This is a genomic window from Vagococcus entomophilus (assembly GCF_003987595.1).
GTDB lineage: Bacteria > Bacillota > Bacilli > Lactobacillales > Vagococcaceae > Vagococcus_E > Vagococcus_E entomophilus.
In genome coordinates, this window is record NZ_NGJZ01000001.1 from 1107009 (window position 1) to 1133885 (window position 26877).

General features: G+C 35.9%; 26 protein-coding genes and 1 tRNA gene. 10 read left to right on the plus strand and 17 right to left on the minus strand.

What is annotated here, in order from left to right; genetic code table 11:
• Positions 1–9: 9 nt before the first annotated feature.
• The 5 genes from cas5 to CBF30_RS05260 form a co-directional block, all read right to left on the minus strand.
• Positions 10–762 (minus strand): CRISPR-associated protein Cas5, encoded by a 753-nt coding sequence (gene cas5, locus CBF30_RS05240; protein ID WP_126823430.1) that lies wholly within the window; start codon positions 760–762, stop codon positions 10–12.
• Entirely contained in the window at positions 749–1621 is an 873-nt protein-coding gene (cas7i, locus tag CBF30_RS05245) for a type I-B CRISPR-associated protein Cas7/Cst2/DevR (protein ID WP_126823432.1), read from the minus strand. Before cas7i ends, cas5 begins: the two co-directional genes overlap by 14 nt.
• The gene (gene cas8a1 / locus CBF30_RS05250) at positions 1621–3306 is read right to left on the minus strand and encodes a type I-B CRISPR-associated protein Cas8b1/Cst1 (RefSeq protein WP_126823434.1); all 1686 of its coding nucleotides are present in this window, start codon (positions 3304–3306) and stop codon (positions 1621–1623) included. The genes cas7i and cas8a1 overlap by 1 nt, the downstream gene beginning before the upstream one ends.
• A gap of 18 nt (positions 3307–3324) precedes the next feature.
• Positions 3325–4050: a CRISPR-associated endoribonuclease Cas6 gene (gene cas6, locus CBF30_RS05255; protein WP_126823436.1), complete on the minus strand. Its 726-nt coding sequence runs from the start codon at positions 4048–4050 to the stop codon at positions 3325–3327.
• A gap of 990 nt (positions 4051–5040) precedes the next feature.
• Entirely contained in the window at positions 5041–5673 is a 633-nt protein-coding gene (locus tag CBF30_RS05260; protein ID WP_126823438.1) for a deoxynucleoside kinase, read from the minus strand.
• Between the two features lie 199 nt (positions 5674–5872).
• On the opposite strand from CBF30_RS05260, the gene CBF30_RS05265 reads away from it, so the two are divergent.
• The 3 genes from CBF30_RS05265 to CBF30_RS05275 all read left to right on the plus strand — a co-directional run bounded on the left by CBF30_RS05265 (position 5873) and on the right by CBF30_RS05275 (position 7320).
• Positions 5873–6556 carry a DUF975 family protein gene (locus tag CBF30_RS05265; protein ID WP_126823440.1) on the plus strand — a complete coding sequence of 228 codons (684 nt, stop codon included), beginning with the start codon at positions 5873–5875 and terminating at the stop codon, positions 6554–6556.
• Between the two features lie 106 nt (positions 6557–6662).
• Positions 6663–6851: a hypothetical protein gene (locus tag CBF30_RS05270; RefSeq protein WP_126823442.1), complete on the plus strand. Its 189-nt coding sequence runs from the start codon at positions 6663–6665 to the stop codon at positions 6849–6851.
• A 73-nt stretch (positions 6852–6924) separates the two neighbouring features.
• Entirely contained in the window at positions 6925–7320 is a 396-nt protein-coding gene (locus CBF30_RS05275) for an MmcQ/YjbR family DNA-binding protein (RefSeq protein ID WP_126823444.1), read from the plus strand.
• On the opposite strand, the gene CBF30_RS05280 is transcribed toward CBF30_RS05275, so the two are convergent.
• Positions 7298–8266: an alpha/beta hydrolase fold domain-containing protein gene (locus CBF30_RS05280; protein ID WP_126823446.1), complete on the minus strand. Its 969-nt coding sequence runs from the start codon at positions 8264–8266 to the stop codon at positions 7298–7300. The genes CBF30_RS05275 and CBF30_RS05280 overlap by 23 nt on opposite strands.
• 774 nt (positions 8267–9040) lie before the next feature.
• Here CBF30_RS05280 and CBF30_RS05285 point away from each other — a divergent pair.
• The 4 genes from CBF30_RS05285 (at position 9041) to CBF30_RS05300 (ending at position 10991) form a co-directional block, all read left to right on the plus strand.
• Positions 9041–9124, plus strand: a tRNA-Leu gene (locus CBF30_RS05285).
• Between the two features lie 126 nt (positions 9125–9250).
• Positions 9251–9490: a hypothetical protein gene (locus CBF30_RS05290; RefSeq protein WP_126823448.1), complete on the plus strand. Its 240-nt coding sequence runs from the start codon at positions 9251–9253 to the stop codon at positions 9488–9490.
• A 298-nt stretch (positions 9491–9788) separates the two neighbouring features.
• Positions 9789–10238, plus strand: coding sequence for a helix-turn-helix domain-containing protein (locus CBF30_RS05295; RefSeq protein ID WP_126823450.1), 450 nt, complete (start codon positions 9789–9791; stop codon positions 10236–10238).
• Positions 10239–10730: 492 nt separating this feature from the next.
• Positions 10731–10991, plus strand: a complete 261-nt coding sequence (locus CBF30_RS05300) for a hypothetical protein (protein ID WP_126823452.1) — start codon at positions 10731–10733, stop codon at positions 10989–10991.
• A 37-nt stretch (positions 10992–11028) separates the two neighbouring features.
• Here CBF30_RS05300 and CBF30_RS05305 read toward each other — a convergent pair whose 3' ends face one another.
• From CBF30_RS05305 to CBF30_RS05330, 7 genes are all read right to left on the minus strand, one after another.
• Positions 11029–12483, minus strand: coding sequence for a glycoside hydrolase family 32 protein (locus tag CBF30_RS05305; protein WP_126823455.1), 1455 nt, complete (start codon positions 12481–12483; stop codon positions 11029–11031).
• Positions 12484–12516: 33 nt separating this feature from the next.
• A complete protein-coding gene (locus CBF30_RS05310; RefSeq protein WP_126823457.1) occupies positions 12517–13953 on the minus strand; it encodes a PTS transporter subunit EIIC in 1437 nt (478 codons plus the stop codon).
• Between the two features lie 124 nt (positions 13954–14077).
• Complete coding sequence (locus CBF30_RS11815; protein WP_170168949.1) at positions 14078–14218, minus strand: glycine zipper domain-containing protein; 141 nt, start codon at positions 14216–14218, stop codon at positions 14078–14080.
• Complete coding sequence (locus tag CBF30_RS05315) at positions 14193–15218, minus strand: LacI family DNA-binding transcriptional regulator (protein ID WP_126823459.1); 1026 nt, start codon at positions 15216–15218, stop codon at positions 14193–14195. The genes CBF30_RS11815 and CBF30_RS05315 overlap by 26 nt, the downstream gene beginning before the upstream one ends.
• 190 nt (positions 15219–15408) lie before the next feature.
• Entirely contained in the window at positions 15409–15834 is a 426-nt protein-coding gene (locus CBF30_RS05320; RefSeq protein ID WP_170168950.1) for a MarR family winged helix-turn-helix transcriptional regulator, read from the minus strand.
• The gene (locus tag CBF30_RS05325; RefSeq protein WP_126823463.1) at positions 15821–17008 is read right to left on the minus strand and encodes an alpha/beta hydrolase family protein; all 1188 of its coding nucleotides are present in this window, start codon (positions 17006–17008) and stop codon (positions 15821–15823) included. The genes CBF30_RS05320 and CBF30_RS05325 overlap by 14 nt, the downstream gene beginning before the upstream one ends.
• A gap of 374 nt (positions 17009–17382) precedes the next feature.
• A complete protein-coding gene (locus CBF30_RS05330) occupies positions 17383–18729 on the minus strand; it encodes a glucose-6-phosphate isomerase (protein WP_126823465.1) in 1347 nt (448 codons plus the stop codon).
• A gap of 185 nt (positions 18730–18914) precedes the next feature.
• Here CBF30_RS05330 and CBF30_RS05335 point away from each other — a divergent pair, with 185 nt between their 5' ends.
• Positions 18915–20186 (plus strand): BaiN/RdsA family NAD(P)/FAD-dependent oxidoreductase, encoded by a 1272-nt coding sequence (locus CBF30_RS05335; protein WP_126823466.1) that lies wholly within the window; start codon positions 18915–18917, stop codon positions 20184–20186.
• Between the two features lie 116 nt (positions 20187–20302).
• Here CBF30_RS05335 and ybaK read toward each other — a convergent pair whose 3' ends face one another.
• Complete coding sequence (gene ybaK / locus CBF30_RS05340) at positions 20303–20839, minus strand: Cys-tRNA(Pro) deacylase (RefSeq protein WP_126823468.1); 537 nt, start codon at positions 20837–20839, stop codon at positions 20303–20305.
• A gap of 137 nt (positions 20840–20976) precedes the next feature.
• Here ybaK and CBF30_RS05345 point away from each other — a divergent pair, with 137 nt between their 5' ends.
• Positions 20977–22017: a tagatose 1,6-diphosphate aldolase gene (locus tag CBF30_RS05345; RefSeq protein ID WP_126823470.1), complete on the plus strand. Its 1041-nt coding sequence runs from the start codon at positions 20977–20979 to the stop codon at positions 22015–22017.
• Positions 22018–22066: 49 nt separating this feature from the next.
• Here the strand turns inward: CBF30_RS05345 and aroD are convergent, their stop codons facing one another.
• Positions 22067–22807, minus strand: coding sequence for a type I 3-dehydroquinate dehydratase (aroD, locus tag CBF30_RS05350; protein ID WP_126823472.1), 741 nt, complete (start codon positions 22805–22807; stop codon positions 22067–22069).
• Between the two features lie 24 nt (positions 22808–22831).
• Complete coding sequence (locus CBF30_RS05355; RefSeq protein ID WP_126823474.1) at positions 22832–24013, minus strand: class I SAM-dependent rRNA methyltransferase; 1182 nt, start codon at positions 24011–24013, stop codon at positions 22832–22834.
• Between the two features lie 337 nt (positions 24014–24350).
• Here CBF30_RS05355 and abc-f point away from each other — a divergent pair, with 337 nt between their 5' ends.
• Complete coding sequence (gene abc-f / locus CBF30_RS05360; protein WP_126823476.1) at positions 24351–25850, plus strand: ribosomal protection-like ABC-F family protein; 1500 nt, start codon at positions 24351–24353, stop codon at positions 25848–25850.
• 87 nt (positions 25851–25937) lie between these two features.
• Here the strand turns inward: abc-f and CBF30_RS05365 are convergent, their stop codons facing one another.
• Positions 25938–26687 (minus strand): SDR family NAD(P)-dependent oxidoreductase, encoded by a 750-nt coding sequence (locus tag CBF30_RS05365; RefSeq protein WP_126823478.1) that lies wholly within the window; start codon positions 26685–26687, stop codon positions 25938–25940.
• Positions 26688–26877: the final 190 nt, after the last annotated feature.

The following is a 26877-nucleotide window of genomic DNA, read 5'->3' on the forward strand; positions in this document are numbered from 1 at the left end:
AATACTCCTTTATTTATCGATAAAAACAATTTGCTCCTCTTCATCCAACCAAACTACCTCATCTTCATAAACTGAGATTTTAGAAGAGTAAATCACTTCTTCTTTATGCCATTCTCTAAAAATTTTTGGTTTTTTCTGAGTCCCATAATTTTTAAGCGTATAATTTTTAGTTAATAAAAATCGCGTCCCAGATTGCGAGGCAACCTCACTTTCTGTTGTCAATTTCTCTTCATTGAACCATTTAGCTGGAATATAGGCACTACGATCATTTGGCAGTTCGTAATCCTCTTTAAGGACAGTTTGAGCTATTTCTACCACTTTTACTGAATTAAAAATCGCCAAATCTTCTCTTCTTCCAAGTGTTGGATATTCTTTAGGATTTTCTAGTGCATAATAGATTTCATCAATCTTAGTTTGATTTTCGGGTACAATATGAAGCATCAAATCAACATCTACTAAAAGCTCCGCTGTTTTAACACCTCGTCCAATACCAAATTCCCCAACTTGAAGTTGATGACGTCCTTTATCATATTTCATTCCATTATTAAACTCATATCTAGTATACAAATCATTGACTTTTGAAAAATAACTTCCTTGCACACTGACAGTCATAGGCTCATATTCTGTATAGCCACATAACGCATGAACCATCCCAATAACTGTGCTGTACGGAGGCAATGGATAACTTTCTTTTAGCTGATAACTTGTCGCTTTCTTATAGTTGACCATATTTTGTGAGAGTTCTAGTTTAATCCCCTTCATAGTACTCAACCACACTTTTCTTCAGTTCCTTAAAAAATTCTGGAACATTGGTTGCATGCAATTCGTTCTTGATTTCTATATCATTTTTAAACTCTTCTTCTACAACGCCACATAATGTCTTGTGCTCAAATTCATCGTACAAAGCCCCTTTAATCTTCGCAACTGGAATCACTTGTTCTTTTAAATCAACAACATTTTCAAAGATTGGATTTTTTCTGTCATATACACCACCAATTACAAATAAAGGTTTCAAGTCCTCTCTGCGACCACGAATGTCACGGTATAAAAATGATATTGTATCTAGTAACGCTGAAACTCGGCGTGCCTTTTCAGCTGCCGGTAATTCAATCCCGTCGACTTCATCTAGTCCAATTTGATCTAAATCCATAGTAACGGTATATTTATAGTACGAGCGGTGAATTTCAGCTTGTGCGATGTTCATATTTTCTTTTAATCGATCAGCAAGACCTTTATTTGTTAAAAAGTCCGTATCTCCTTTATAAGTTTCAAGTGAAATCGCATTTGATAAACGAACTTTGGCCGAACGCTTCTTCCCACCCGTTCCTTTTTCTGTTTTTAAATATCCAAAGAAATCTAATTCTAGAAAATCTTGAATACTAGCATCCGCTTGAAATTGAATTACTTTTTTATCTCCACTTCCCTCAGCAACGACCGGAGCTTCCTTTTCCCCTAATTGTTCAATCAGGTTATAACGAAGGGCTTGTCGTGATATATAAGTATATTGGTCACCATTATTTCTAGAAATTTTCTTTAAAGAAGCAACATTTCCTAAACTCTCTCCATAATTTGCACTTTCTGCCTGAAATATTATTGTCATGGTTAATCCTTTGTTTTTCATTATTTTCCATCTCCATTTTCTTTATCTTTGTCTTTGTCTCCAATCAACCCTGAAACAAAACTATATCCAATTGTTTTGAATGTTTCATCATCTTGAAATATTTGAATACCCCAATTAGGTACTGTTTTTCCAACATAGGCATAACAATTTAAAATAATATCCATAAAGCCATCACGATTATTACTTTTTAAAGTATTTAATAGTCGTTGTGCAATACTTTTCACTTTATTTTTATTGTCATATTCTTTTCCTAAATACCAACCACTTGCTCTAACTTTTTTTAACTCTTCTTGTGATAGTTCATTCATTTTCTGAATCCCCCCTAAAAATTTCTGATTAATGTTCAGCAGATAATCAACATGATAGATTCCATAATAAAGATTTTTAACATTTGTCACTTTATATATTAGCAACTTATGAATAAGGCTAAATAAATTTTCACTGTTCATAATTTTCTGTACCGCTGATTGATAAAGGTTTCCCTCGGGAAAATTTGCTTTAATTAAAGGTTCTAAAAATACTTTAGATTGATTTAAAATCTTCAATACTCTCTTAGATAGCAGCGTAAAATAATAACGATCCTCTTCATACCTTACAACTTGAATATCAGATAATTCATACGTATGACTTTTATTTTCTTGCTCTAGTATGGCTTCTATCATTCCCACATAAGTATTGACTTCTCTAACACCTTGTTCACTACTATTTCTTTTTAAAATATCCATTTTCACTTTTTGATTGACCCTCACAAGTTCGCTTAAATTTTGACTTGCATTGATAAAGATTCCTTGATTGATTACATAAGTAAATCCTGCAGGAATACAGGCGTAAATCAACTTGCAAATTGGGCACAGCCCCATGTCATTCACGAAATTCCAACCATGTGAGCCTTTACGCTTAGTATCATAACCGGTTTCAACTAAAAAACTAAAAGTTTCGTCCAAATTTTTTATTGGCTGTTCACAGGTACAACAAGAAAATTTATACTTAGTTTTATCGGCTTCTAGATAGTCAAGACAAGGTTGAACGAAGTATTGATGGAAATCAAGATATGGATCTTTCTCTTTTGTTTGAGGATTGAGTGCAGAAACACCATCCCACCCTTTTCTAATCAGTGTGTACAAAACATTTTTCGCACCTATATATTTTTTAGCTTCTGGTGTATCGAAATAGGCGATTATCTCTTTAATCTCTTCAAACTTTTCTTTCACAAGAACTATGATTTCTTCACGATTTTTATCGAAACTAAGCTTTTTAGTTAGTTTAGGTAACTGTTTTAAATTCGACCCTTTTTCCCGAATATCAAGATTGGCTTTTATTAGTGGATAAGCGGCTTTATAGCTTGCACTATTAATATATTTTTTGGCTACATCACGAATATAGAGATTAATCTGTTCGTATTGCTTTTCATCAAGATAAGCAAAATCAGACTCCTCAAATCGGGCTATTTTTTCTTTAAACTGAACAATTTTATACCACGATAACGTTTTTTTATAAGTTTCTATAAAATAAGAAAAATATTTTTCAGCAAAATCATCCAAGTATCCCGACTGAAAGTTAAATTCATTTATTTTTGGAAGCTCATTGTCTTTTTTACCTAAGATATTTAACATCCCGACGATTCCTGCATTTAATTGCCACTCAGTCAATAGCAGACGATGTTTTGTCTCATCAATATTTATCATAGATACTTTTCCACCTTCCTACACTATTTCTAACATGCCAAACCCAGAACCACAAAGAGAACCCAAACCGTTATCTCTAATTTCATTTAAAAGGTAAGGTTTTCCATTAACTTTTAATAAACCAATTGAAGATTCTAAAAATTTATCATAATGTTTCACTACAGTTCTTTTCATCTGAATAGGTTCAAACACTAAATTTTCAATGTCATTTTGAACATATTCTCCGTATTTAGCACTTAATCGATAGCCTAGATTTTCTTTTAAAACATGTTGAAACATCTCTAAATCGTTGATTGAATAAAACCAATCTTTTTTTGTTTCACGATTATGATTTCTTGCAATGATTGGCGATAGAATTCGAAACGTTGCTAAATTTTGCTTAATACTACTGGCGTGGACCATCTGAATAGTTTGAATGCATAGAGTATTGCCCGTTGAAAATGCAACTTTTTTCCCTTTTAATCGACAAAATGCATTATAAAAATTTAGTCCAATCTCCGCATCCCCAGTTGAAAAATTCAATATAAACTTTTTTTCCGGGATGATAATACATTCTTGTTTAAATACTGCTTGTGGAAAAAAAGTGGACCATGTATAATTTTTTTGTTTATTCGTTCCAAATAGTGCTTGAAAAAATTCATGATTCGTATTAGACAAGCTTTTTTTAAAAAGACTTAATACTTTTCTACGAAAATCTTGGGGTATTTCTTCATGATCCAAGGAACAAATTATTTTTAACCTCATATATTAACCTCCTTGTATTTATTATTTAATTATAATATATTTAATTTAAAAGCGAAACAATATATTTAATATTTCATTTTAATTTCACTAATTTTATTTATTATTTTGAAAAACAACTAATTATTAATCGTGATAATAGCATTAAATTAGTCACCTAAATAGAGCATTTACACTGTAACCAAATAATTATCAGCAATAAAACAGATGGCGTATACTTATATTGTACAAAACGAGTTTGTTAGAATAGAATATTGTATCAACAATCACCACTCCAACTTGTTAAGACGGTCTCTAAGACTCTTAAATATATGAATAGAATGTTTAAAACGTTTTGTCCATTAAAAACACAAGTAATTCCAATAACATTTTATTTATTTTACATCCCAGTTAAAAACGATTTAAAATGATAAATTACTATTAATTGATTAATTTTTATTCAGGATGTTGGCCCCAAAACAAATCATATACAAAGGAAACCCACACATAATCAAACACATATAGAAGTTTTTTTGAATGAAATAAGTGAGAAATAATTTCTCACTTATTTAGATAACTCCAAAATAATTACATTAATTGAATTGTATTCAAAATTCAAAATCTGGTTTACATTTTGGGTACTTTTAAATAGAGTCCCTAGAATTTTATAAATTATTCCTACTACCCATTTGGTGATCCATTTTCCCATAATTTTCCTCTCCTATCTTTATATTTTTCTTAATTGCTTCTTCCAGTTTGTATAAATAAAACCGCTCCATCTCATTTATATTAGCTTATCATAGTAATGGATAAATTTATAATATCATAACTTATAAAAAAAAACAATTTGTTTTGCAAAATATAAATAAACGTTGACATTACTTGAAAACAATGTTAATTTTAACATTGTTTTTATCTAAATATATTGTAATGTAAATTTACTATGATTTGCTAACAAATTATACCTTAATCTAAAACAATGAAAAAACACGAGCTTATCGCTCGTGTTTTTATTTAATCTGATAACTGTTGGATTTTTTGTTGGACCTCTTTTAGTACCCACTCTCGGTCTGTCTTGCGTGCTAAATCCACTTGATCAATCGGAATAACGAGTGTTGGACTTTTGTCATACGTTTTAAACCACTCTTCATAGCGAGTATGTAGCAATTGATAATAAGCCAGAAGTTCTGGTCGCCCGTCATACTGTTCGTACTCCCGCCCTCTTTGGCGAATCCTTTGCAAATGTAACTCAAAGGAGCCTGATAGGTAGATTAGTAGATCTGGGGCTTTCTTGGGGATGGAATCAAGCTCTTCCAGCAAATTATCAAAAAGTAAGGAGTAGGTATCCCACTCAACTTCACTCATATTTCCATTTTCAACATTAATTTTTGTAAATAAGGCATCTTCATAGATGGAACGATCTAACAAACCATGCTTTGTTTTTAAAGCTTTTTTGATACTTTTAAAACGTGTGTTTAAGAAATAGACTTGCAACGTAAATGCCCAGCGTTGAGGATCCTCGTAGAATTTCTCTAAAATTCGATTATCCTCGACACTTTCATAATACGCAACCGTTTTCAATTCTTTTTCTAAAAAATTTGTAAATGTAGTCTTCCCTGCACCAATCATTCCAGCAAGTACAATCATGAACAGCACCTTTTCCTTTTTTTAGTTTTTCATATGTATAAAAAAAAATATGTTATACTATATATGTGTTTGATTACAAAAGCAGACTTTTTTCAAAAGTCGTTTTTTTTCTAACACTGATTTTACCACTAAGCTTCTTTCTTGTGAAGTGGTCTCACAAAAAAGATAAGCGGAAAAGAAAAAAGGAGTAGATTGAAAAATGTTGAGAAAAGAGTTAAAAAAAGAGGCAGAAAAATTGCTTCATCGTAAATACGGAGCTTGGTCTTTGATTTTAATTCCTGTATTTGTTGTTTTATTTGTTTTATTTGTTTTATATTTTAAAAGCTTGCCCCAAATTCACTATACGTATTTTGGCAGTTATGTGACAGGTGGTTCTGCACCACTTATGTTCATAATTCTTCTTGTCCTTATTTTTGTTTCATTATTCATTCAAGCCTATTATACATTTGCTGCTGTCAAAACAGTTAGTGGTGAAGAATTGAACTGGAAACAAAATCTTTCAGAAGTTTGTTCAGAAAATTTCAGTCGTGTCTTCATTGCCAATCTTAAAATGGCCCTATATACCATCTTTTGGTCACTTTTACTAGTGGTTCCTGGAATTGTCAAGGCACATTCTTACGCAATGACAAATTATTTACTTAAGAAAAACCCAGAGTTAAATGGAACACAAGCACTTACTTTGAGTCGTAAGTTAATGAATGGGTACAAGATGGAATTCTTCATTTTTTCTATGTCTTTTTATTTTTGGAATTTATTAGCAGCAGTTACTTGGGGAATTGCTGGTTTTTATGTTCTTCCTTATGCTCAAACCGCACAAGTGTTATTCTTTGACCAAATTATTGCGGAACGAACGACTGATGGAGAGTCTATTTTACCTGATTAGTCTGCCCATATCAGAAAATACATAACAAAAAGAGTCAGAAAACCTGACTCTTTTTTTTGTGTTTTTTTTATTTCATGCTATACTCTTCGTAACGGGGGTGAAGAATATGACACTATCGAATGATCAACGTGCGCATGACTTAGCCGTTAGCATCTTCTCAATTCAATATCAAGAAAAGATTTCTCAAATTATGGGAAGTAATAAAACTATTGAGCTTGATTTGGAACTCTATGACTCTTTGTACCGAGATATAAAAAAACACTTAGACGAAGACAACGAAAAAAACAATGCGTAATCAAAAAAGCTAAAACGAAGTGGTGTACACTCGTTTTAGCTTTTCACTTATCGACAAAAAAGGAGTGGATCTGATGACAGATTATCGACAAAGAAGTCTTGACTTGATTGCGTTTGGACAACGCTTGACCGGCGCCAAAGTCTACTTGCGAAAAGATTGGAATGTTTATTACTTTGATTTGCTGGGTAAGCAGTTTGGAATCATGAGTGTGATTCCTGATGAACATGCACTCTTGACCCTCAAAGGCTTACCTGAAAAAAACGAGATTCTTCGCGAACAATACACTGACGTTACACCAGGTTACCATACCAATAAGGTGCATTGGAATTCGATTAAGCTTGGAACTTCGCAACTATCAACTGCTGAGCTAGAAAAAATGATTTTAGCATCTTACTCACTAGTTTATCAAAAATTAAGCAAAAAAGACCAACTCTCCCTTACAAATTCTATGAAAGAATCAGATTTTTAATAATGGTTAGCGCCTCTTTTGCTTCTGGTATCGGATAAGTCACAAAAACGTGATTCATGTGCCGGTAAGACCATATCCGAATCGGCAACTGTTCTTCTTTTGCTTGCTCCTCTAATGCTTTTGCATCTGCATATAAAATGTCATGCGTTCCCACAAACACATCTATCGGGGGCAGATCACTTAACTCACCAAACAAAGGACTGACTAATGGTGAATAAGTGGATAATGCTCCTGCGTAGACCTGGCCACAGTAGCTTAGGCGATCATTTGGTAGCATAGGATCTTTCTTTTGTAAAGAGCGAATTTGTGGGTTCATTCCGGTTACATCTAACCATGGTGACAAGAGTATGGCTCTTTGGGGCATGGGTTTTTTAGTCTCTTTTAATACTTGCAAGAAACTCAGTGCCAGTCCCCCACCGGCAGAATCTCCCATAAACGTCAAATGTGCAGGATCAACAGCTACTTTTTCTAACATCTCATCATAGGTTTGTGCCACCATTTTGTGGACATCCTCTGCATGATAGGACGGTGCTTTGGGATAAATAGGCATGATAATTTGTGCTTCTAAACTTTCAGCTAATTTAGACAGCATTCGAAAATGTGCAACCATGGGTTGAAACCAATACGCACCCCCGTGGAGATAAAAAATAGTTCGTTGGCTTACTTTATTTTTTGGCTTAATGACAATTGTATTTTTTAGTTCTTTTGATTCACACGCATTGTACATACTACGCACATAGTCTGGCAATGTATAGCCCGCTTCACTTTTTTCCAAAAGTTTTTGATATTCTTTTGGTTTTCGTACATCTGGAAAAATCGGGATCTGTTTTAAGGTTTGTTCGATCATTAGACTACTTACACTTTGCTTTTTCTTTTTAGCCTGATGCTTGATTCCTGCTGCAACCGCTAGGACAGAAGCTCCTAACCAAACCATTTTTTTCTTCATAGATTCTTTCCTTCTTTCCTCATTAATTTTATTGTAATCAAACAGACAGATGAAGTCTACTACTAGCCATTGCGCTGCTCTCAATCACTAATGGATTCCGTACCAGCTCTATTCATGGTAAGAAAAGCAATACCTAACCTGTCAAAATAGATAAACAGACCCACTTAGCTTTTTTATTACTTGGGTATCTGTTTCAATGCCACCGAAATGTTAGACAGGTGAAAAGCTAACTTTGAATTTTTAGCTAGTGTACCATGTAAAATGTGAAGAAATAGTCTTTGCTTCCTCAAATTCATTTCATTTGACTTGCTGCTTGTTACTATATTCATTTTTAATTTTATAGTATCTATCCCTTTGAGACAAATGATCTTCGTTTTTTTACTTGCTTTTTTGTTTAACTATACAAAATTTTAATTTTTGCAGTACTCGATCATCATTCTTTCTTTGTGCTGTTGTTTTAAGCTTCAATTCAGTTTTTTACGCTATTCTTTCTTTATGCTAAAAGCAGAAAGGATGAATGCATATGTTTTCTACACTCCACACAAAACTCCTAACACTCTCAAAAGATGTTTGCTACGAAATGTTGATTTTAGCCATTGCGCATTTTATCTACACACTGTTTTAACCAAAAATGAGGAAGCCAGAAATAATTTCCTTTACCTAAGAAAAACTTTCTATAGTGTTTAGCTATTCACACAATGAATGACTAACTATACGCACAAAACTATTGACAGCTAGCCTTTCACCTTTTATACTAATCTTGTTACGCTTATTGCGGTCGTGGCGGAATGGCAGACGCGCCAGCTTGAGGGGCTGGTGGGAGTAAGTCCCGTGGAAGTTCGAGTCTTCTCGGCCGCATAATGAATTAAATCATAGTAAGAAGCTGATGGAATAAGCTGGTGGAATGCCAGCAAATCCAAGGCTTTTTTGTTATTTTATTAAGTAGTAAGTCCCTTCAATTTTGTATGAAATGGAGTGTATACTATGACAAAAAGAATGAGAAGAGCCTCTCAGCTAAGCAAAGAAGAGTTGACAATTTTATCAGGTGTGAAGACTGTAGATAAAGATGAAGCAATTCATGATTTTATTGATAGTAGACGGCTGTTAGGTGTGAGTGATAGGACAGTCAGTCACTATAAAAGCACATTCAGTTCAATAGCAAGAGACTTGACTGCACTTGAAATTGAGCAAAATCTTGTTAAGCTATCTGAGAATGACTGTTAGTTCCAGTTAAAATAAGCGTAATTGTTCTGCCACATCATTTTCATCATATCTACGCTCTAGCTCTAACAGAGGGATACTATTTTCTACACAGCATTCTCTTTTTATTCTATCCCTTTTCTGGCACACCTTTAGAACAATGGTGATTTTCAGCTACCTTGACTGAAATGATACAAGATATAATGGTTTATTGCGTGTCATTACAATAACACTTTTGATCGAACAAGAACGCACGTTTTCTTCTCGAGGTTTCAGTATATTGCTATAATAAGTGAACAAACATTAATTGGAGGAAATAGAAATGACAATCAAATTCACTGAGGACAGTTTTAGTGATAAGACAAACAGTGCAATAAAAAACACAGTCCTCTCTGCAGACTCAATGGAACTTAGGTTTAAGGTAAATCAGCTTATTGCTGAAAGACGTAGAACTACTGACGGTAGAGAGTTCACACAATCTACATTGGCAGAATTAACAGGGATTCGTAAAGGGGATATCAGTAAATACTGTAATAATAAGTTCAGACCTACAATAAACCTCAGTCACCTATTCGCTATGATGATTGCACTTAGGGTTTCAGATATTTCAGAAATACTTGAAGTTAGGCTTCCTAGTGAAGAAAAAACTAAGTTTATAAAGCAGTCTGCTGAATGGAAACAGGAAGGAACAATGCCTTCTGAACTCAATAGACTACTGAAACAAAATATCAAGTTAATCACAGAAGAAAACAGAGAAAGACAGCAAAGATAATTACTCTTTCTGTCTTTTTTTTACTCTTTTAAACCACTGTAATAATCAATGACTTTCTGCATATCCTTTTCAGTTGTAGCCTCTTGAATTAGCTTTTCATTCTTGAAATACTGAATAACTGTTTTGTTACTAACAGTGTCCTTTCTTATTACAACTTCCATATCTCCTAGCTGTACTGATTAATTCTCATTAAGGAAATCGGAGTTGCTGCAAAAATTGCTGCAACTTTTTTTATACTAAAGCCAATTCCCTTATTTTCTTTCATTACTTTTCTCTTTCTTACCGGAAATAGAATCCCCCCACTAACGATTTTAATTTTTGATTCAACCAGCTGTTCAAGCTAAAATTCACTCTTCTTCTCGGTCCTTGTCTTCGATTTGTTAACTTTCATTTTAAGACCTTTTTTTAGTTGTTAATTGTACCCAAAAGTCTTATACTTATGTTAACCAGTTAACACTAGGTTGTCTAAAAATTAACTGTAAGGAGAAAAAAATGATAGAAAATACACAATATTATCGGTTTCCAGTTTCAGAGTATGAAGAAATCAGCAAACAGTTTATTCAATTAGAAGCATGGGCAGAGGCACTTGCGTTTGTTGAAGATGCCACGTATCCTATTTTTGACCGCGATTCAGAAAACATGACAAATCCTACCAAAGCAGGTGCTTATTTATTTCACTTATTTTATCAAGACTACATTCAACTTATCCAAAAAATGAGTAAAACGATTGACCATTTACCTTTAGAAAACTAATCTGCTTGTAAAAAAAAAGCACCGTTTCCGATGCTTTTTAACGATTGTAGTAACCAATTTTACAATTAGTTACACTTTCACTTACTATCATGTGATCCTTCGCTAGATTAAAACTTCTAAAGCTAAACACTTTTTCTCCCTGATTGAGAAAGATTTCAATGAAACTATTATCCACAAAAACGTCCACTTGTATTATTGCTGTTTTGGCGGTTAGTATCGTTCTTCGGTCTTCTCCATATTCTACATCAATCGGTGTCGCCAAATTACTTCGATCCAGTATAACCTCGCCACTTTCTGTATCAATGTCTAACTGCCATGTATTCCCAGGATTTCCAAATACAATTGTTGCGTTTTTTTGTTCACGACTGACCTCCGTTGAAAAATGATAAAAGCTCATTTTTGGTGCCACTAATTTTTGATTGCACTCTAGCATTGAAAATGCTGCAAGGATTTCTTTTGAAGGAAAACGATGCAACCGTTCTGAGCGAAGCGATAGTTCGTGTGGCATCGTTAAGCCATGCTTCCACTTTTCCTTGTCACTTTCATACAACGGTTCCCCGCAACCAAACCAAGCAAAGCTCAAAGGAACATTGTCTTTTGCATAAAAAGCTTGTGGTGCATAATAGTCAAAGCCCGCATCTAATTCATCACATTGTTCGACATCAAACCTCAGATTTAAAACATCCAATTTTCCAAGCAAATAAATCGAGGCAAACCGATTTTGGTAACGGTTTTTTTGTGGCTGATAGCCCATTGGAGATAAAAAGAGTACTTCTTTTCCGTCTACCTCAATTAGGCTAGGACATTCTAACATGTAGCCTGTTTCAATCGGCAACTCCACCTCGCCCTTGTATGCCCAGTCGATCAAATTACTACTTTGGTATAAGAGCAGTGCCCCCCTTTGACCAAAACTCTTTGCTGTCCCCGTTTCATCCGCACTTCCACCTAATAACATGTAGTATGCCCCGTCTCTTTCAAAGACGAAAGGATCTCTTAACTCCCCGCTATATCCTTTTGGCGCCCCGTCCAAGATTGGATTTTGTGCATACTTTTCGATTTGACCCGCTTGATTCATGATGGCCAGTGCTTGTTTAGGAATTTTTCCTGCACTGGTTTTGTAATTTGCAGTATAAAAAAGGTACAACAAGCCATCTTTTTCAATTGCCCCACCAGAATAGCAGCCATTTTTTTCATATTCCTGATCTGGAATCAAGGCTAGTCCGCAATCTTGCCAGTGCAACAAATCTTGAGATTTCATATGGCCCCAATGCTTCATTCCATGAGTTGCATCAAATGGAAACCACTGATAAAACACATGATAGGCTCCATTATAATAACTCAATCCATTTGGATCGTTCATCAATCCAGATTTGGGATAAATATGGAATTTAGGTAAAAATTCACTTTTACTTACAAATTTGGCTAACTCGCGCAAATATCCCTGATCCTTTGCCGTTACGTAATGATACTTGTCTATCTCTAAAAATTTCATACAATCCCTCTCAACTTATCTCTATTTTATTCCTTATAACGCTGCGTTTTTCAGTTCAGCACCAGCGATACCTTTCACCTTGTGATAAATCAAAATAAATACAATCGGTAACACAAAGGATAATAAGCAACCAATAACATAATGAATAACTTGTGGTGGATTGACAATCGTTATCCCAGGAATTCCTGTTAAACCAAACCCAAGTGCTTTTACATCAAACAATTTCATATAGACGCCTCCAAACCCTGCTCCAATTGCTCCTAAAATAAATGGAATAATTGAGTCTTTTAAGTTAACTGCAAAAATTGCGGGTTCTGATACTCCAACTAAGGTTGGAACAAAACTTGAAAGTGCTACTTCTCTACGTTTTGATTTTTTCTTTGCCAAAAAGAACATCCCCATAGCGGCACCACCTTGTGCAATAATTGAAACGGCCCACAAAGGCTGAATATAATTAAAACCTGTACTGGAAATCAATTGTGCTTCTATACTTCCAATCATATGATGTGTTCCCGTAATCACCAATGGTTGTAACAAGCCTGCAAATGCAAATGCTCCAAAGACTCCTGCTTTATTGTATAAGAAATCAGCACATGCACCAATTCCAGCCGCAACAATATCTCCTAATGGTCCAAAGACTAGGAACAACGCAAGAGCAGAAACGATGATGGTAATCGTTGGAACGAGTATGAATGTCAAGATTTGTGGAACCTTCTTCGTTAAAAATAATTCAAATTTCGCCATAAATAATGACGTTAAAATAGCTGGAAAAATCCCTCCTTGAAAGGCAACTTGAGGAATGTTAAATCCGAAAAAATCCCAATATTTCACAGAATCTAATGTTCCTTGCATAAATTCAAAACGGTTACCCAAATCTGGATGCACCAAAATTAGACCTAATATAATCCCTAATACTGGATTGCCTCCAAACCGTTTCGTAGCGGAGTAAGCAACAAAAACTGGTAGAAAATTTAGTCCGGTAGCAATTATATTAAAGAAGCTTGCCAAATCAGCAGCCCAGCGATAATTATCCGCCATACTTCCAGTTAGACCAAAAATTCCTTCTGTTATAAATAGTGAACGCAAGCCTAAAATCATCGCACAACCTACAATACCAGGAATTAAGGCAACAAAAATATCTGAAAATGCTTTAAAAAATTCTTGGACTTTTCCTTGATTTTTTTGCGCTGCACTTTTCACATCTGCAACGGAGCTTGACTCAATCCCAGCTTGTTTCACAAAAGCTGCATAAACTTGGTCTACAACACCCGTTCCAAAAATCACTTGTAATTGACCACTATTAAAAAATACACCTTTTGATCCTTCGATATTTTCTAAAGTTTCTTTATCATACTTGCTATTATCTTTCAAAACTAAACGCAACCTCGTGACACAATGCGCTGCACTTTGTATATTTTCTTTTCCACCAACAGCTAACAATACTTCTTTTGCAATATTTTGATAGTCCATTTGATTCCCTCTTTCCATTTTTTGGAACGTTCCAATTTATAATTTGATTATATATGGAACGTTCCAAAATTGCAAACGTTTTCTTTGTTTTTTTAACAAAAATTTTCATTCCAAAATAGAACTTTTATTTTTTTTCATCAAATGCTAACCCAAAACAAAGCCCCACTCCAATTCCTAAAGCTAAGTTATGCATCGTAAGACCAAAAATCAAACCGAAACAAAGGCCCAAAGCAAGGCCTTTATTGTCTCCTTTTTTTTTCTTCATTTTTTTTTCTCTTTTCTCTAGTTGTTTGTGCTGCTAAAAATGTTATCGGTAAAATATATTTTGTTTTTTTAGACTTCTTCCGATCTGAACCTAATTTTATGAGTTCGGCTACACTCAACTCAGCAATTTGAGCGACAGGCTGACGAATCGTCGAAATTTTCAATGCTTCATTTTGGTAACTTTTAGATCCATCAAAGCCTATTAGCTGGATATCTTCGGGCAGGTGCCACTGTGTTTTTTGTACCAGTGCATCGTAACAATAATCTGCATATCGATCCGTCGCAGCAAAGATCCCATCATAGGGAATATTTGCTTGGTAGTTGTTTTCAAAAAATCGAAAGACACGCGCTCTAAAACCAGCAGAGTTTCCCTCATCCAAGTATACATCAAATGGCATGTGCGCTTTTTGGCAATAGCTAATAAAGCCATTTTGTCTCTCTTGTAACCCTAAATTATGGCTAATTTTTCTGACAACCATCAAAAGTCTTTGACTTCCCAACTCTTGTAGTTTTTGAGCAGCCAGCTGACCACCACCAAAGTTGTCACTGGTAATAAAAGGAACTGTATCATCAAAATAGCGTTCTATTGAAACAATTGGCAAATTGGCTGTCAGATACGGAGTAATATCACTATATGAAATCGTAATAATCCCTGTCACTTTCTGTTCTTGTGCCATTCTGATATACTCTAATTCTTGAATGTAATCATCTTGTGAGTTGCACAGCAACATCTTTAGTCCACATTTGTTTAGTTCTAGTTGCAAATAATAGGTTAATTCTGAAAAAAAAGGCGTCCAAATCGTCGGCAAAATAAACACAACGTAATTACTTTTTTGTGTTTTAAGGGCGCGAGCTGCTTGATTTGGAACATAATCCAACTCCTGAATTGCCTGCTCTACTTTTTTTTGTGACTCTTTTTTTATTTTAACCCCATTTATATAATTAGACACCGTCCCACGTGATACACCTGCAATTTTCGCAACATCATTCATATTAGCCATTTATTTTCCTCACTTGTATCCTCTAAATCCTTCATTTTCGATAGTTTATTATAACACAAAGAAGAACCTGAGACATAACTCAAAAGTTACATTTCAGGTTCTTACTATCCATGTAAATGATAGAAGCAGAACATTTTTTTATTCTTAAATTCGAGACAAGTTTGTCAAAATCACTTCTTGAAACGATTGATTATTGGGTTAGATTTTTATAGGCTCGATCCATCAGATTCATAAATAATTCTTTTTCTTCAGCAGAAAATCCATGCAGCATTTCACGGTTTAATTCTTTTACAGTTTCGACCACTTCTACTGCCATATTCTTAGACAGCTCAGTCGAATAAAGGTGCATTTCTCGACGATCTTCTCTATTTTTTTTTCTTACAATCAAGCCTTTTTTTTCCATTCTCTTAATCACGCCAGAAGCGGTTGAAACTTTCACATGCAATATTTCCTGTAAATCAGAAGAACGAATCCCCTCGTGCTCCCAGACAATAGCCAGCACGGCCCATTGACTCAGCGTCACATCGTACTTCCTCATCAACTCATTTTCAAGCTGAGTAGAAGCGGTATTGGACAACCGATTCAGTTTAAACCCATGACTCTTAAATAGATTCAATTTTTTCCTCCTTTTTTTCATCTAGCCAATCAAAAATTACTTGACTAGCATAAGACTGATTTCCTTCTTGACAGTGTTCTTGAGCACCTAATTCCTCATCAAATATATAATCTTGATAGTCGCACGTCAAGCTACTTTTTAATAATTCTAGTTGTGCTTCATTGACAAAATGATCTTGCGTACCAAAAAGTAATAGCATCGGACACTTGATTTGTGCAGCAACTGGTTCTAAGTTGTATTTTTGAACTTCTCTCACCAATTCAGGTAGATCTTTGCAGCCAAATACCCATAAACCATTTTGAATCAACCAACGGGTATTGGCGTCCGCTTGGGCGGACATGGTTTTTCTCATTTCTGGCGTTGCAGAAGTTAGTTTGCCAAGCATTGGTGTTTTTTGGATAATGGATTGCCACACATTCGTAAAGACATCAAACAAGATACACGCATCGATTCTTGGCTCAAAAGCAGAGGCTCTCGCTGCATAGTAACCACCCAGGCTCATTCCCATCAAGCCAATAAATTTAGTCGTATCTACATCCTGATCTTTTTCTAAAAAGTCAATGGCCGCACTAATGGGTTTTTCATAGTCAAAACGTCCTGCTTTGCCTTGCATTCTCAACGCTTCTCCTTGTCCTGGACCATCAAAAATCAACACATTGTATCCTCGTTTTATCGCCGCCGCTGCTCCAGAAAAGTAAAGTTCTTCCGCGGTTGAATCATATCCACCAATAAAAATAAGAATCGGTGCTTCTTTTGCTGTAACATAAAGGTATCCATGCATGTAGTACTCTTCAAATGGAATGGCTACTTTTTTACACGGCACAGAAAACAATTTCATTGCTTCTGCAAAGGTCTGAACACTCTTTTGATAACAGGCAATCCTTTTAGGTTCTGAATTTTCCATAAAAAATTCTGCTGTTCGGTAATAATTACTTGCTCGAAGATAGGCCTCTCTAGCACTCACTTTATGCTTTTTGGTTAAAGAGTTTTGACCAAGTTTTTCCACTGTTTGTGCTAATTTTTGCCAATGTTCAAACCAACTCTCAAAATTTTCTTCTTCAATTTTTTTAGAAACAGACAAAACTTCGCCTAGCTCTGCCCCTTGATAATTATAATAGTTTAACGTTCTCATAGTTTCAAAATCAAATGCCTTATCTTTAAAAAATAATCCCATCTGTCATTCCTCTTTTCTTTTTATTGTCTTTTCAAATTACGTAGCGTGCTATGTAATATAAAAATAATATAGCATGCTATCTAAAAAAAGACAATAAAAAGCAAAAACTTTTTTTAAATCTAGTTTGCAGGAAAAAAATGAGTAAAAGTGCTAGTCCGCTCTCAGCTAAATTAGGTTTTAAAAACTACATTAGCGGCTTGTATGCTATTTACTTTTCAGACAAGAATCATTGTCTTGATTTATAGCAATTTATCTTTTTATGAATGGTTGTTCGGTAGAAACGCTTTAAACAAACATAAAAAGACCACATGAGAGTCCTGTTTGGACTCTCATGTGGTCTCGTTTTATCACGAATCTTCATGTATAACGTTAGTTTACAGACGTTCTTCTAATTCTTTTTGTAATTCTTCAAAACCTGGTTTGCCAAGAAGCGCAAACATGTTTTTCTTGTAGGCTTCTACTCCTGGTTGGTCAAACGGATTGATTCCATTGAGGTAACCAGAAACACCACAAGCAATTTCAAAGAAATACATCAAGTAACCCAGTGTATAAGCATCTGTTTCAGGAATGGTTACAACAAAGTTTGGTACATCTCCATCTGTATGTGCTAAAAGTGTTCCTTGGAATGCTTTTGTATTTACAAAATCAATTTCTTTTCCTTGCAAGTAGCCTAGTCCATCTAAATCTTCCTCTAATTCAGGGATTGTCAGTGTATGGCGCGCTTTGTCCACCTTAATCACCGTTTCAAAGATATTACGACGTCCCTCTTGGATGTATTGACCTAAAGAGTGCAAGTCAGTTGAGAAGTTTGCACTTGACGGATAGATACCTTTTTGATCTTTTCCTTCTGACTCACCAAACAATTGTTTCCACCATTCTGAGAAGTATTGTAGGCTTGGTTCGTAATTGATTAAAAGTTCCGTAACTTTACCTTTACGATATAACACATTGCGTAACGCTGCATATTGATAGGCTTCATTTTCTTCTAATTTATCGCTACTGTAAGCAGTACGCGCATCTGCTGCACCTTTCATTAGTGCATCTACATCTGCACCACTTGCTGCAATTGGTAACAATCCTACTGCAGTTAAGACAGAATAACGTCCACCGACATCATCTGGAATCACAAATGTTTCCCATCCCTCAGCATCTGCTTCGACTTTTACTGCACCTTTTGCTTTATCTGTTGTGGCATAAATACGTTTGTTTGCTTCTTCTTTGCCATATTTTTTCAATAATAATTCTTTAAAAACACGAAACGCAATTGCTGGCTCTGTTGTCGTCCCAGATTTTGAAATCACGTTGACTGAGAAATCACGATCGCCAATAATTTGAATCAAATCTGATAAATAAGTAGAGCTAATACTGTTTCCTGCAAAGAAAATTTGTGGTGCTTTGCGTTCTTTACCATCTAAAAAGTTATAAAAAGAGTGGTTCAAGAAATCAAGTGCTGCTTTTGCGCCTAAATAAGAGCCTCCAATTCCAATTACGATTAGAACTTCTGAATCAGCTTGAATTTTTTTAGCAGCGGCTTTGATACGTGCAAATTCTTCTTTGTCATAGTTTGCTGGTAGATCTACCCATCCAGTAAAGTCACTACCCGCGCCAGTTCCTTCTCTTAATTCATTATGAGCGGCGGTAACTTGACTTTGCATATACCCTAATTCTTTTTCACCGATAAATTTTCCGACTTTTGAAAAATCAAACTTTATATGTGACATTTCTATTCCTCCTTGAAAAGGTCTTGGTGTTCCGTTTATACATGTACTACTTTACGTTTTTTCGATACTTTTTTCAAGTATTCTAGAAAACATTTTCAAGATATTTTTTACTCGCTTCAAAATTCTATTTCTTTCCCTTTGAATTCTATGATAAAATACAAAAGAATTAAGGGGGAACAAACAAAATGAAATATGATGTGATAGTCATTGGTGCTGGTACAAGTGGGATGATGGCCGCAGTTTCAGCAGCCGAACATGGAGCCAAAACCTTATTACTTGAAAAAAATAAACGATTAGGAAAAAAATTGTTGCTAACAGGTGGTGGCAGGTGCAACGTAACCAACAATCGGAGTAAAGAAGAAGTCATTGCGCATATCCCTGGAAATGGAAAATTTTTATTCAGTGCGTTTTCACAGTTTGATAACCACCAAATCATGGCTTTTTTTGAGGAGCATGGCGTACATTTGAAAGAAGAAGATCACGGACGAATGTTTCCTGTAAGCAATCGCTCAAAAAGTGTAGTGAATTGTCTCAGCGAACAATTAGAACAACTTCATGTAACGATTAAAACAGAAGCTAGTGTCAAAAACATTCTAGCAGAAAATAACCAAATCACAGGGGTTGAGCTAAGTAGTGGTGAAACGTACCAAACTGCATGCCTGATTGTTGCTACTGGTGGAAAAACCTATCAACATACTGGTTCAACGGGTGATGGCTACCGTTTTGCCAAAAAGCTGGGTCATACGGTTACCCCTTTATTTGCGACGGAAGCGCCACTAGTCTCCAATGAACCATTTATTCGAGACAAACAATTACAAGGGCTATCAATGCAAGATGTTAGCCTCAGTATCCTCGGACCAAAGGAAAAGCCCATTGTCACCCACCAAATGGATTTACTTTTTACTCATTTTGGACTTTCTGGTCCTGCCGCACTTAGATGTAGTATGTTTGTGAACAAACTTTTGGAATCTGCTAGTGAAGTAACTGCGATTTTAGATGTTTTTCCCGAAAAGGATGCACCAACACTGACACGAGAACTTGAGTTGGTAAAAAAAGAAGGCGCAAATAAATCTGTCAAAAATGCTCTGAAGTTTTTGTTGCCTGAGCGTTACTTACTTTTCTTACTTGAAAAAGCAACTATTGATGAGAATAAACCCTATAAGCAGATGGAACCAAAAGAATTAGAAAAATTTGTCACTCTTTTGAAGAACTTTCCAATCAAGATAAATGGGACATGGCCAATTGAAAAATCCTTTGTGACTGGTGGCGGGATTAGCCTAAAAGAAATCACGCCCAAAACACTAGAAAGTAAAGTCGTAGCAGGCCTATTCTTCACTGGTGAAGTCTTGGACATCAATGGTTATACTGGTGGCTACAACATTACAGCAGCCTTTGTCACTGGCTACGTAGCCGGCAAGCATGCTGCCCAGATTGCTGCGTATACAAATTATGACTAAAAAAAGTACCCCTGACATAACCTTTAAGATATGTCAGGGGCTTTTTACTATTCAAATACACGGTGGTTAGTAAAAGTGATTTCTCCTATAAGTAAGTAAAATATGAAGAAAAATTCCTATGAATTTCTACTTATCTCTCGAAGTTCATCACTTCTGCCGTCCTCTTTTTTTATTGTTAATGCGGCAAATTTTCCTTTAGAAAGCTGAATCAAATCCTTTGGAGCTAGCCTGATCTGCATCCCACGTTTTCCAGCCGAAACATAGATGTCCTCTATTTCCTTTGCTTGCTCTGCAATGTAGGTTGGAAACCTTTTTTTCATGCCAATCGGAGAACAACCTCCTCGAATATATCCCGTAGTTGCTTCTAACTCCTTAAGTGGTAACATCTCCATTTTTTTATTGCCGCTGACTTTTGCTAAGGCCTTTAAATCTAGTGCCTCATTGCCAGGAATAACAGCGACCACTGGACCAGTCTTATTTCCGACGGTCACCAATGTTTTAAAAATTCTTTCTTCTGGCACGCCCAACTTATGTGCAACCGAAATAGCATCAATGTGATCTTCTGACCAAGGAAATTCTGTCTCCTCATAGGGTACTTTTTGCTGTTCTACCATCCGGATGGCATTTGTTTTTTGTATTTTTTTCTTTGCCATATCCCTCACCTCATTCTTATTTTAGCACAAGAATCCTTTCTTCAAAACAATGGATAGAGCAAAAGGGTTATCAGTTGCTCAATTTTTACAATAGTTTTAGAATAGGGTCGTAGTTAATTATTGAGGAGGTTTTTGTAATGGGAAAGAAACGTATTTCAAGAGGTAAATTTGAAAAAATGCAACAATTATCAAATAACGACGGTGTCATTGCAGCACTTGCTATTGACCAACGTGGCTCGATGGTCAAAATGATGGAAACGGCAGTTGGCCCTGACAAGTACTCTGTGGATATGGTATATGAATTTAAAGAATTAGTCTCAGAAGAGTTGACTAAATATGTAAGTGCGATTTTATTAGACGAACAATACGGGTTTAAAGGTATGGCAGCGAAAAATCCTAATTCTGGTTTGATTATGTCTTATGAAAAAACCGGTTACGATGTTTCAACACCAGGACGTTTGCCTGAATTGTTACCAGATGAATCTTGTCAACGCTTACTTAAAAAAGGCGCAGATGCAGCAAAAGTCTTGGTTTACTATAATCCTGATGAACCAAAAGAAATTTTAGAGAAAAAGCATGCTTTTCTTGAAAGACTAGGCGACGAAGCTCGTACAGCTGATATCCCAGTATTTGTCGAACCAATTGTCTATGATAATGAGATTACAGATGATCATAGTCCAGAGTTTGCAAAAATTAAACCTAAAAAAGTAATTGATACCATCAAGGAATTTACCAAAGACAAATATCATATTGATGTATTAAAAGTAGAAGTTCCTGTGCTTTTCAAATATGTGGAAGGCTATACAGAAAACGGAGATCCAGCTGTTTATACACAAGAAGAAGCGGCTGCTTATTTTAAAGAAGCAAGTGATGCAGCAACACGTCCCTTCATTTATCTAAGTGCAGGTGTTCCAACCAAAACATTTCAAGATGAACTAAAATTTGCCGCAAAACATGGTGCAAAATATAGTGGTATTCTTGGTGGTCGTGCTACATGGCGTGAAGGTGTCCCTGCATACGCTAAAGGCGGGAAAGAAGAATTAGTTCGCTGGTTAGATACAAAAGGAAAAGAAAATGTAGATGCTCTTAATGATATTCTTAAAGGTGCTACCCCTTGGTATGAAGCATACGGTGGTTTAGATAATATTGAAGTATTTGATTTAAATACAGCAGAATAATCAAAAAAAAACAAAAGCAGCGAACCGTTAGGCTAAGGTTCGCTGCTTTTTACTGTTCCAAACATTCAAGTGCTTGCTTGAGGGCTTCAATTGGTAGCTGTCCTGGTGCTGAAGCTTGATTGAGCGAGCCAAAAGTTAGCGCAGAACCAAAGAGTTCTCCACTAATACGGCTAATGACCCCTAGCGACCCCATTGCCATTGTCACAAGCGGAACTTGCACCTCGTTTTTGAGTTCATTGGTCGCTTCCAGCAAACGGAGTACATCGCCACTATTTTGTGGCATAACAGCTATTTTACAAATATCTGCGCCTAACTTTTCCATCAAGAGAAGGCGCGACTGAATGACCTCTTTGGACGGAGTCTGATCAAAATCATGATTACTCATTACCACTTTTGTTCCAGTCATTTGGGCAAGTTTTACTAATCGGTCACGGACCTCATCCGAAATAAAAAGTTCAATATCTAACAAATCTGCACAATTTGTTGCCAGAATTGATGACATTAGTTGTTCGTACTCTTTTTCAGAAAAAGGCGTATGGCCTCCTTCTTTTTGGGTACGAAAGGTTGCTAAGATAGGCGTATGATTAAGGGCTATCCGCATCTTTTTTAATAGCACATCGGCTTGGTTAAAATCATTTAAAAAATCCATTCGCCACTCAACCATATCGACAGGCTTTTCTTTCATTTCGGCTATTTGTTGCATGATTTCTGTTTCATCTTGAGCAACTATTGGTACACATATTTTGGGCCTACCGCTCCCTATCACTAGGTTCCGTACAGAAATTGCCATTCCTTCACCTACTTTTCTTACTTTTTAGTCGTCCAACTTATAAAGAAATACCTTTAGATAATTGCCTTCTGGAAAAGAGCTTGCTACTTTAAAATCAGCTGGAAGTTGAAAGTGTTCTACCAAACGATACACACGTTGCTTAGACTTTAAAGCCTCTTCAATCATTTTTTTAAATTTAGACTCTGAAACATTGGCTGCATTTGTCGAAGCGATTAAATAGCCTTCTCTTGCAATTAATGGCTCAACTTCGCCAACTAGCTCGCCATAATTTTTGGCAACGGAGAAAGTATGCTTCTTACTTCTTGCAAAACTTGGTGGATCTAGTAAAACACAGTCGAAACTCTTGCCTTTTTTCTTTGCATAACGGAAATAGTTAAACACATCCATCACAATGATGTCATGATTGTCAAGCGGAAGTTGATTGACTGAGAATTGCTCTTTCGTTTTTTCCAAGCTTCTTTTGGCCAAGTCCACACTAGTGGTTCCAAGCGCTCCGCCCATTGCTGCTGCTACTGAAAAAGCACCAGTATAGCTAAATGTATTGAGCAGCGTTTTACCTGCTAAAAAACCGTTGACAAGTTTCCCACGGACTTCTTTTTGATCTAAAAAGATGCCCGTCATCCACCCCTCGTTTAAATAAGTTGCAAATGCAACGCCATTTTCGTAAATAACTAACGGCTCTGGTGCCTCCTTTCCACAAACATGTTCCGTTGCAAGCTTTGTGTCATGTGGAAACCGAATTTTTTCGTAAATCCCCTCAATTTTCAAATCAGTCAGTCCAATAGCCGCCAATAATTGCGCTTTTTCTTGGTAAACAAATTGATTGTACCAAGAAACGACTAAAAATCCTGCATAAAAATCAATTGTCACCCCGCCTAGGCCGTCCCCTTCTCCATTAAATAGACGAAAAGCAGTCGTTCCTTCATCATGGAAATAAGCCGAACGCTTGTGAAACGCCGATTGAAAGAGCCTTGCTAACTCATGCTTGGTCCATTGAAATTTTGGAGCATTAAACACCCATCCAATACCTTTATTCTGGGCGCTTAAATAACCAGTCCCAATAATTTCATTTTTGTTTGAGCAAAATTGCACGAGCTGATCTTGTTCAGATTGTGTGATTGGGATGGCTAAGTCTTGTTCTTTGACTAAAGGATAGCCATTTTTCAATTTTTTTACTGCTTGTTGTTTTAAGTTTACTTGTTTCATAGTACGCTCATTTCTTAGTTTCTGTTTCTTCTATTATACTTGATTTCCTTGTAAATTGTAGTCTTTCTGACCAAATTTTCTGTATTAGTAAAACAGTTGACAGATGATTTAGGCTTGTGCTATTATCAACACAACATTAACGGAAACGAGGGATCTTGCATTGATTAAATAAGTCATCTACTGAAGCTGCATGAAGACCATACCTATATTGACTCTTAGGGATTGGTGTGCAGATTTTGAGGATGGACTTGTCTTTTCAGTGAAAGGTCTCTTTTTGTGCACTTTTTACGGCTCTTCCTCCTCAAAATAACTCTTGTCTTTGATACGGAGGTCGAATATGTCTACAATAAAAATACAACACTTAACATTTGGTTTTGATGCGCAAGAAGGATTACTTTTTGATCAAACCTCTTTGAATTTAGATGAATCTTGGAAATTAGGCTTGATTGGACGAAATGGGCGAGGAAAAACTACATTCCTCCAGTTACTTATGGGAAAACTGCCCCATACTGGTAGCATTCAGCATAAAGCAAATTTTGTTTACTTTCCTCAAACGATTCAAGATAAACAGGCCTTGACTCATGAAGTTTTAACTGAAATCAGTGTCTTTGAGGAGTGGAAGCTCAAACGTGAGATGAACGGGCTTCAGCTCTCTTGGGAACTACTTTGGCAACCATTTGCGACACTTTCTGGTGGAGAACAAACCAAACTCTTACTTGCACTTTTGTTTACAGATGATACCCGCTTTCCTTTACTAGATGAACCGACCAACCATCTAGATATCCCTTCTAGAAAACAGGTAGCGACTTATCTAAAAAACAAGAAACAAGGCTTTATCGTCGTTAGCCATGACCGTCAGTTTATTGACGAAGTGGTTAATCACATCTTAGCCATTGAAAAAACGCAACTGCTACTTTATCAAGGAAATTTTACAACCTATGAACAGGAAAAGCAAAACAAAGACACTTTTGAAGTAGAGCAAAATAAAAAGATTGCAAAAGAAATTACCCGCTTAAAAAGCTCTAGGATTGAAAAATCCAACTGGGCAATTTCAAGAGAAGCCGATAATCACGGCAATCCCACTATCAAAGGTAGTGGAGGTACTGGGCACGATGGATTCGTTAGTGCCAAAGCGAAACGAATGATGAAGCGTTCGAAAGCAATTAGTGGTCGTATTGAAAAGCAAATCGCAGAAAAAGAACAGCTGTTAAAAAACATTGAGTATCTTGAGCCCTTGGTGATGGATTTTCGTCCCTCACATAAAGAGCGATTAGTCTCTGCTGAAAATTTAACCCTTTCATATGATGAAAAACAATTGTTTCTACCGGTGAGCTTCACTTTGGAAAAAGGCGAGCGATTGGCGATTATCGGTGCAAATGGATCGGGTAAATCAAGTCTGATTCAACAATTATCCGGTCACTTCACCGGAAAAAGCAGTGGCAACTGTCACTTAGCCAGTTCTCTTAGTATCAGTTGCGTCAGACAAAATTACGAAGACAACTTGGGGACACTTCCCGATTTTGCTAAAAAAAATAAAATTGACTATCAAGTATTTTTGATGAATTTAAAAAAATTAGGCATGGAACGAACTGTTTTTGAGCAAAAGATTGAACAAATGAGTATGGGCCAACGCAAAAAAGTGGAATTAGCAAAATCACTATCCACTCCTGCTGAACTCTACATTTGGGATGAACCACTGAATTATTTAGATCTTTTCAACCACAAGCAATTGGAAGCATTGCTCCATGATGTCAAACCATCAATGATTTTTGTCGAACATGACCCGACTTTTGTCTCTCGAGTTGCCACAAAAACCGTTTTACTTACACAAGATTAAAGATCACAATACCCTTGCAATGTTTTTGCATTTACTTGTTTTCTTTCGTTTCCTAACTTTTTCAGATTTTTTCTGTGCCATTTATCACTATTTATGCCAATCTAATTTTGGTCCACTGATTTCAAGTTTCATGGTTTCGGGGTTGATTTTCCCCACCACTCCATCAGATTGAAGCAGTTCAAAAATGAATGTCGCCATTTGTTCTGGCGTATGGTAGTGTTCATAACTTTCTTTGTAAGAAAACGTTTCACTACCAAGACTCGTCTTGGCAAAATTCGTTTCGGTTGCATAAGGTGCAATAACTTTTACTTGAAGAGGAAGGCCTTTCTTTTTTAATTCTAACGCAAGTCCTTCAGTAAAGGCAGCCACAAACTGTTTACTTGCGGCATATAAAACGGCTCTAGTGTTTAATTCATATCCAGCAGTCGAAGAGACATTCAATAATTGCTTTTCGCTATCCGCTTGATATTTTTGAGCAAACCAAACCGATAATTTTACTAAATTGGTTACATCTAAATCAATCATTTTTACGATTTTGCCTGGATCAGTACTTAAAATATCTCCTGCAATGCCAAAACCAGCATTGTTGATAAAGTAATCAAGAGGATATCGATCCAATTCTTGAATAAGTTGCTGGACTTCTTGACTGTCTGAAAGATCACTAGCAAAAACTTTTATGTCTAAGCTTGGGTCTTTTTCTAAAATATTATTTTTTAATGCGGTTAACTTTTCATCATTTCGGGCAATTAAGATTAGGTTATGTTTTTTTTGTGCCAGTTTCCAAGCTGTAGCATATCCTATACCTGAACTTGCTCCTGTAATCACGCTGTAATTCATACTTTCACCTCTTCTAGATAATAGATTAGTTGCTGCTCTTTCTATGCAGCAACATCCGGGAAAAAAATAGCACTCTCCTTCGTTTCGTTGAATAACTGGCTCCCTATTTCACTACATAGCACCAGTAGGAAATTCATCCCCAACGATTGACAGCTAGCAAAAATAGTATACTATAGGGTATAAAAAAAGG